The organism is Bartonella sp. AA78NXGY (genome assembly GCF_042197005.1).
Lineage (GTDB): Bacteria > Pseudomonadota > Alphaproteobacteria > Rhizobiales > Rhizobiaceae > Bartonella.
Window position 1 is genome coordinate 70,182 of record NZ_JBHIRI010000012.1, and the last position, 8,198, is coordinate 78,379.

6 protein-coding genes and 1 pseudogene are annotated in these 8,198 nt (G+C 35.7%); 5 read left to right on the plus strand and 2 right to left on the minus strand.

From position 1 onward, the window contains the following. The first annotated feature begins 91 nt into the window (after positions 1–91). Together rnd and ACFINL_RS07570 are read left to right on the plus strand one after the other, a co-directional pair. Positions 92–1,246: a ribonuclease D gene (gene rnd, locus ACFINL_RS07565; RefSeq protein ID WP_375611539.1), complete on the plus strand. Its 1,155-nt coding sequence runs from the start codon at positions 92–94 to the stop codon at positions 1,244–1,246. A 643-nt stretch (positions 1,247–1,889) separates the two neighbouring features. Next, positions 1,890–2,075: pseudogene (locus ACFINL_RS07570) on the plus strand (helix-turn-helix transcriptional regulator). Between the two features lie 273 nt (positions 2,076–2,348). Here ACFINL_RS07570 and ppx read toward each other — a convergent pair. Both ppx and ACFINL_RS07580 read right to left on the minus strand, forming a co-directional pair. Continuing rightward, positions 2,349–3,866: an exopolyphosphatase gene (gene ppx / locus ACFINL_RS07575; RefSeq protein ID WP_375638213.1), complete on the minus strand. Its 1,518-nt coding sequence runs from the start codon at positions 3,864–3,866 to the stop codon at positions 2,349–2,351. A gap of 6 nt (positions 3,867–3,872) precedes the next feature. Then, entirely contained in the window at positions 3,873–6,053 is a 2,181-nt protein-coding gene (locus ACFINL_RS07580) for an RNA degradosome polyphosphate kinase (RefSeq protein ID WP_375611537.1), read from the minus strand. A gap of 323 nt (positions 6,054–6,376) precedes the next feature. On the opposite strand from ACFINL_RS07580, the gene ACFINL_RS07585 reads away from it, so the two are divergent. The 3 genes from ACFINL_RS07585 to ACFINL_RS07595 form a co-directional block, all read left to right on the plus strand. Continuing rightward, positions 6,377–6,625 carry a zinc-finger domain-containing protein gene (locus ACFINL_RS07585; RefSeq protein WP_375611536.1) on the plus strand — a complete coding sequence of 83 codons (249 nt, stop codon included), beginning with the start codon at positions 6,377–6,379 and terminating at the stop codon, positions 6,623–6,625. A 52-nt stretch (positions 6,626–6,677) separates the two neighbouring features. Further along, on the plus strand, positions 6,678–7,925 hold the full coding sequence (locus ACFINL_RS07590) for an FAD-binding protein (protein WP_375651279.1): 1,248 nt from the start codon (positions 6,678–6,680) through the stop codon (positions 7,923–7,925). 47 nt (positions 7,926–7,972) lie between these two features. Beyond that, a partial coding sequence (locus ACFINL_RS07595; RefSeq protein ID WP_375651281.1) for a hypothetical protein occupies positions 7,973–8,198 on the plus strand: 226 nt, incomplete at its 3' end.

An 8,198-nucleotide genomic window follows, 5' to 3' on the forward strand; every position in this document is an offset into this window, starting at 1 on the left:
GCTTTTTAATAACCATTTGTCAAGATATGAGAATAAAAACTCAAAAATAAAGTCAACAAAGAACAAATTTAATTTATCGAATTATAATAAAATGATGAATCTTATTACACAAACAACAGATCTTGAAATTGCACTTAACGCTCTACGTACCTCTGATTTTGTAACTGTCGATACTGAGTTTATCCGCGAAACAACTTTTTGGCCTCAACTGTGTTTAATACAGCTTGCATCACCAGATGTTACAGTTTTGATTGATCCCATAGCACCAGATATTGATTTACAACCATTTTTTGATCTTATGGTCGATAAAAAAGTTGTAAAAGTTTTTCATGCTGCGCGCCAAGATATTGAAACAATTTATCACCTTGGAGGTGTTATTCCTTCCCCTCTCTTTGATACGCAAATAGCAGGATCCATTTGTGGATTTGGTGATTCTATCTCCTATGATCAAATTGTACAACGCTGTACAGGGCATCATCTTGATAAATCCTCCCGCTTTACAGACTGGAGTTACCGCCCTTTGTCTGAAAAACAACTGCTCTATGCACTTTCCGATGTAACTTACTTAAGAGATGTTTACTTGTTATTGAAAAAAAGGTTAGAGAAAAATCAACGAGCTCACTGGATGGATGATGAAATAACAATCCTTTTAAATCCTAAAACCTATGATATGCCAGAAGATGAAGCATGGAAAAAAGTGAAAGGAAAAATTAAAAAGCCACGTGAACTTGCTGTATTACAAAAGATAGCAGCTTGGCGGGAACGTGAAGCACGAAAATACAATATGCCACGTCGTCATATCATAAAAGATGAATGTCTTATAGAAATAGCAACCCAACAACCAAAAGATGAATCTGCATTAAAACGGTTGCGCAGTCTTAATAAGAACTGGGATAAACTCTCAATTGCTCAATCATTAATCAAAGCTGTCCACGAAGGATTAGAGGTGGATCTTTCTACTTTACCCCCCATTCCTAAACATAATCCACTCAATGATACGACAGCCGCTGTTATCGATCTGCTCAAAGTGTTATTAAAAATTGTTGCAAATGAAAACAGCATTGCCCCTAAAATTATTGCAACATCTAATGATTTAGAAAAAATTGCCAATGGAGGAATAAAGAAAAATATTCCCGCTATGAATGGCTGGCGCTATGAAATATTTGGTAAAAAAGCCGAACAACTGCTAAAGGGCCAGATAGGGTTTTACTTTAACGATGGAAAAATAAGCACAAAACAGCTTTAATTTACATTTTCATTTTGAAAAATCCATTACGCTACTCATTATCTACATCAATTGGTATGCCCTATAGGCCAACGCAAACAGGATAAATAAAGCCTACTTCTGACAAAGTTAAAAAATTAAATAGTAAACTCTTATTAAAATGATAGCTAAATCTTTATCAGGTCAATTAAATAGAAATCCCATTAAAAATAATCTAAAAAAACAGACAGTTCCTTATTTAAAAGTTTTGAAAAAAAAAGTTCTGATAATAAAAGCGCATTCATTACAAAAATAGCAGCCTAGAAATAGGAACAAACAAAGATATAATGCCTCACGTCACCATATCGTATTAAAAACTACCAAGATTGCAATCTAACAATCAAAAACGAGCCAGCATAACAACTAAAATACCTAACAAAAGCAATATATTGATTTCTAACGATAATCTAGCGTTATTTATATTGAATTAGACCTCCGAATATCGTAAGATTCTCTCATTCCATCTCAATAAGACTCATAAAGTTTCACATAAGAAATTATATGATAAAGCGCTGTTTTTTATAAATTAAACACCTTTCAAAGGATTCGAAAATCATGGTTAATAAATAGTTGTGATTTATTTCTATTTTTTATAGTGAAAGGATTTTATAATGACTGAAATGATATTCTTTTGACAGACCGTGAAAGTGCAAAACTGTTTCATATGAGTATTTCAACATTCCAGCGTCATGTAACCAATGGATCTCTCCCAAAATCTTTAAAACTTGTTTTTTATCGCGTTGGTTACAATCGTAATCTTATCAAGATAATCGAGCAAGCTAAACAGAAACGTTATAACGACGCAGCATAAAAAGAAAACCTTTTCACGTAAAAATGGACAAAACTTTTCATTTTCACATGAAGCTTATGAAGTGAAAAATCCATCCTGTGATGCAAGTAACAGAATAAAAAATTATGTTTTCTTTTATGAATGCTCAGGCATTACAAATGCTTTGCGTGGTGTCTAGCATGGGCGTTATGGAACAAGTCCTATTGTCCAGCTCATGATGATAGGCTACCTAGTTTATCCCTCGTCAATGGCCCTATTATTAAGACATAAAACACGAATAAATTAGGAAAAAAATCAAAAAATTTCAAAAGCGAGAGGTTGTTTTATTATTTTTGATAACTTCTGTAATCGTCCAAGAGGACGTTCTCCTAATAACCCAGCGTAATTCTTTGGGATCTGCAGGATAATATGATCTGCTTTTTTATGCCACAATAAATGAGGTAAAATTCCTGCAACAGAAGCACTAAAAAGATGAGCAATACGCATAGTTTCGCCAAGAATACGTGCTTTTTCAATTATATTTTGAGTTGCTAATTGAAAAATGGGAAGAGATTCTTTATCAACCAATAAACTCGTATTGCGAAAAAAAACAGCAAGTGCCGCATAAAGGCGCCCTTCATGAGAAATTCCTGGATAAGATCCTAAAGCTATTTGATTTGCTGCTTCATTGCCTCGATAATCTGGATGTATACGCCAACCAATATCCGCAAGAAGACAAGCGGCTTGACGATAACGGCATTCATTTTCGGTTTCTGAAATTCCAAAAACTTCAAAAGCATTCGTCGTAAAATCAATGAGTTCTTCTGCTTGTTTTGGTGAACGTGCCCGTAAAATAGCCATTTCTGTGCATGCTGCAATGAGAGGATCTGAAAGCCGAATCGCCTGCGGCAAACGTGAATAAAGAAAACCTTCACGAACGCCAGCACCAGAAAAGATTATCTTTTCAAACTCCATACACTGAATGAGTTCAATAAGAACTATTGCCCCATAAGATAAAAGTTTTCGACGATTCTGAGAAACCGCTGCAATCCCTCTCATATTATCAATATTGCCACGTGCTACAAGACGTAAAAAGTTCTCCATTTCAACGGCATCAACTTCATAGCCATGCATAACAGGGAGCCGATAGTGTTTCATTGCCATATGGAGTTTTGCCAAATTACGCCATGTCCCCCCTACTGCATAAAAATAACGTGCTATACCTTTACGAGTACGAACAACAGACGATTTATAAAATTGCTCATGTACAATTTTTGTAGCTACAGCACTATCATTATTTGACATATACTGTAGCCTTAAACCACCCAATGGGAGCGTTATCCCTTCACCAACATCAGAATGATCAATATCAATCAGCTCAAGACTTCCACCACCAAGATCCCCAGAAATACCTTTTGGTTGATAAAAAGTAGACACAACTCCATATGCTGAATACATAGCTTCTTCACTTCCTGAAAGAAGATATATTTTATTTTGCAAAATATCTTCAGCATGCTGAATAAATGCTACGCCATTCTGTGCATCTCGTGCTGCTGCTGTTGCTAAAGTATAGACCTCATCTGCCCCAATCTGTCGACAAAGCGTACGAAACCGTTTCAGTGTTTGCAACGCCATTTTCATCGATTTTTCTTCTAAAAATCCTGTTTTCGCCACACCATGACCGAGACCACAAAGAATCTTTTCATTAAATAAAACTGTTGGTGATCGAACAAGCCCCTCATAAATAACCAACCGAACAGAATTTGAGCCAATGTCAATAACAGCAACAGGCTTACGCCCTTTTAACCGACCTTGAGCATCTCTATATGTCATTGGATTTTAGTCTTTATGTATTTCGGCTTGTTGCCGATGCAACGCAACCAAGCGCGAAACAGAAGACTCAAAAGACTCATTTTCCCCCGCAAAACTTGTATTGGCCATAAAATACTCCTGCGCATTAAATAGACTTTCACCTATCTGCGGTGTAATACGTTTTGATGTTCCATCCTTAAGTATATCAAAGCTTTGTTGATTATCAATGATATTAGCTAACATAATCTGTAAAAGAATTTTTTGACGCACTATTTTATTAAAAACCGGAACCAATATTTCAATACGATAGTCCAAATTACGAGGCATCATATCAGCAGAGCCTAAGTAAACGAGTGCATTTTCATTAGGCAAATCTTGACCATTCCCAAAACAAAAAATGCGACTATGTTCAAGAAAACGCCCGACAATTGATTTTACACGAATATTATCCGAAATTCCTAGAATACCAGGACGTAAACAACATATCCCCCGCACAACCAAATCAATTTGCACCCCTGCTTGACTGGCACGATATAAAGCATCAATAATTTCAGGATCAACCAATGCATTAACTTTCATCCAAATAGCAGCAAACCTTCCCTGTTGTGCATGAACAATTTCTCCCTCAATATGCTCTAAGATACGACCACGCAGTGTTAAGGGTGAAAAAGCAATCTTCATTGTTTCATTTGGACGCTCATATTGCGCAATATAATTGAATAATAACGCAACATCATGAGCGATATCATCATCCGTGGAAAAAAAAGAAAGATCGGTATAAGTTTTAGCATTAATGGGATGATAATTTCCTGTTCCAAGATGAACATAAGAGCGAAGACGTTTTCCCTCACGTCTCACAACTAATGACATCTTAGCATGCGTTTTTAATGCAATAAAACCAAAAATAACTTGAACCCCAGCACATTCAAGATCCCGGGCCCAACGAATATTTGCTTCCTCATCAAAACGTGCTTTAAGTTCTACCAAAGCAGTCACAGACTTTCCCTGTTCAGCTGCTTCAATCAAAGCGCCAACAATTGGACTATCATTTGATGTACGATAAAGTGTTTGTTTTATTTCTACAACATCAGGATCGCAAGCAGCTTGACGTAAAAATTGGACAACAACATCAAATGTCTCATAAGGGTGATGAATCACAATATCATTTTCACGAATAGCCGCAAAACAATCCCCATGATGTTCACGAATACATTCTGGAACACGAGAAATATAAGGAATAAATTTAAGATCATCGCGGGGAATAGAAACAATTTCTGATACCGTATTAAGCGCTAAAAATCCGTCAAGGACATTAATACAATTATCAGGAACAGCGAGACTATTCGCTATAAATTGGCGTAAACTCTCTGGCATTTTTGCGTCAAACTCAACTCGAATAACCTGCCCACGGCGCCGCCTTTTTAGAGCAGTTTCAAAAAAATGAACAAGATCCTCAGCTTCTTCTTCTACTTCAATATCGCTATCTCGGATTATTCTAAATGTACCAATTCCTTTAACCTCATAGTTAGGAAATACATGTTTAATAAAAAGGCAAATAACATCTTCAGATGCGATAAAACGAAAATGATTACCTTCTTGAGGAAGAAGAACGAAACGCCTTAAAAGCATTGAAATAGACAACAATACTGTGTGTGAATTCTGATCAGTTTCTCCAGACAATTGAAGCCCAATAGAAAGCCCTAAATTAGGAATAAACGGAAAAGGATGAGTAGAATCAACAGGTAAAGGTTTTAAAACAGGAAAAATTGTCTCAAGAAAATATTTTTCAAGCCATGATTTTTCAATTTCTGAAAGATCATCAGAACAAATAATTTCAATATCATTCTTTTTTAATTCATCACGTAAAACATTCAATTCTCGTAGTTGGTGAGCCTGCAGCTTTGAAATCTCAGCTAATACAATATCAAGTTGTTCCTGTGGAGTGTGCCCATCTGCACTGCACGCTGTAACGCGAGCACGAATTTGAGCTGCTAGTCCTGCAACACGAACCATAAAAAACTCATCAAGATTTGCAGCTGAAATAGAAAGAAATTGTAGACGTTCTAATAAAGGATGTTTCGAATTAGCCGCTTCCATCAAAACACGATTATTAAATTGTAGCCATGAAAACTCTCGATTAATAAACCGTACCGGATTTTTCATTGTTATATTCGATATAGAAATTTTATTTACCACCCTCTGTTCCATATATCCTAAATAATTTTCTTTTATATTTTCTAAAATCCTTGACGAAATATCTCACATAACATTTGATTATGTTATCATCATAATAATATATCAATGCCTAACTTCCCTCATCATTTTTCCATTTAATATTTAAAAATACTTGGAATTATTGCTATGCGCAAAGCACTAAAAGTAAGACAACTATTCTAATATAGCATAAAAGAGTAAAAATTTGTCTTAAAAAGCAGCTTGCATTATTATACGCTTTATTACAAACTCACGCCTATAAAATAGAAGAGCCCAATCATAGCTGATGAGAAAATTTATTCTGGAGTTTGTATGCCATGGCTGATCACAATATTCCTCATTTCCAAAATGACCTTGGATATAAAACAATCGAAATTGGTGTGAAAGAATTTATGTGTGTAGGCGCTACACACCCATTCGATCATCCTCATATCTTTATCGATATGGGAGCAGCAGATGAGAAAATTTGCCCTTACTGCTCAACCCTTTATCGTTATGTTCCCTCGCTATCATACGATCAAACAAACCCAACAGGATGCTTATATCATCCAGAAAAGCTATTATAATTGCGTTTTTTGGCTTTCTTAATAACCCCTCTTTTAATTCTGCTTGTTTAATATGAAATCATTTGTGGAACAATCACCCATCATCGTTGGAGGAGGAATTGCTGGTTTAAGCACTGCTTTAGCACTCGCTCATAAAGGAATTGCAAGCACCATTATCGAAAAGTGTAAGCAACTTGAAACGATTGGCGCTGGTATTCAACTGACACCAAATGCAACATCTATTCTTGCTCGCTGGAAACTTCTTAACAAACTCACTGAAGTCGCGACAATCCCATATTTTCTTGAGTTAAAAGATGGATTATCTTTAAAAATACATCTACGGGCTCATCTTATTAATCTAACAGAAAAATATTGGAAAGCCCCTTATATGACGATTCACCGCGCGGCTTTACAAAAAATTTTATATAATGCAGTGATTGAAAATCCTTTGATCAAATACAAAGCAGGCGAAACGATTGTATCTTCTACCCAATCGGCAACCAACATTAAAATCACGACAATAAAAACAGATACGGCAACAGAACAGCTTTATTCAACGCCCCTCTTGATCGGATGTGATGGCATTTGGTCAACATTACGGCAACAATCTCCTTTTCATGAAAAAGCAAATTTTAGTGGCTTTATTGCTTGGCGTGCAACAACAACATCTGATAATCTTCCTCAAAACTTTCGTTCTTCATTGCAAAATATGAAGACAATTACGGCTTGGATGGGACCAAAAAATCATCTTGTTGTCTACCCCATTCAATCGTCAGAAAAAATTTTTAATTTTGTCGCCATTACGCATGGAGAAAGTTCAAAAGAAGGATGGGCCCATAAAGGAGATAAAGAAAAACTCAAATCTCTTTTTAAAGATTGGAATTCAAAAATCTTACAAATCTTCGATCATATTGATGAATGGAGTTATTGGCCACTTTTTCAAATGAAACAAAATCGTTTTATCGGTTTAGAGAGACAAGTATTTGTTGGCGATTGCGCACATGCTGCCTTACCTTTTGCAGCACAAGGTGCCGCTATGGCAATCGAAGATGCCACCACATTAGCAAAAGCACTTTCATTGAAAGATTTTTCATTAACGAAAGCACTTTCGCTTTACGAAACAACACGCACCCCGCGTATTGCAGCAGTAAAAAAACGCGGAGATTTCAATAGATTAGCCTATCACGCAACCGGTCCCATAGCAATTGCACGCAATCTCATGATGAAAATTCGTACACCAGAGAGCATTATGTCAGATCTCAATTGGCTTTACATGTATGATGCGATGAATTCTATAAAAAATAATGATAAAAACTTATAAAATTCTTCACTTTGAATATTACGAAAGAACGAGATTTTTTTAATTTTATGACACTAAAAAATATCATAATTTACTCTAATAAAAGCAATATTTTTCGAAACCTACAATCCGATTTTAAAAGCTCCATTTTTAGCTCTCCTAAAAGCAAAAACACCACTCAAAATCAGCTCCCATCTTTAATTGTAGCTTGCCAGCGGGTTTTGTATATTTTGACACTAGGTTTTGTACCAATTTATTTTTTCTCAAAGAGTTTTAAAGATGTTCTCAAAGGGT

Bases quoted from the DNA above. Each gene is read 5' to 3' on its own strand.
- ACFINL_RS07585 (WP_375611536.1), top strand. From the start codon at position 6,377: ATGGCTGATCACAATATTCCTCATTTCCAAAATGACCTTGGATATAAA.
- ACFINL_RS07590 (WP_375651279.1), top strand. From the start codon at position 6,678: ATGAAATCATTTGTGGAACAATCACCCATCATCGTTGGAGGAGGAATT.
- ppx (WP_375638213.1), bottom strand. From the start codon at position 3,866: ATGACATATAGAGATGCTCAAGGTCGGTTAAAAGGGCGTAAGCCTGTT.
- rnd (WP_375611539.1), top strand. From the start codon at position 92: ATGATGAATCTTATTACACAAACAACAGATCTTGAAATTGCACTTAAC.
- ACFINL_RS07580 (WP_375611537.1), bottom strand. From the start codon at position 6,053: ATGGAACAGAGGGTGGTAAATAAAATTTCTATATCGAATATAACAATG.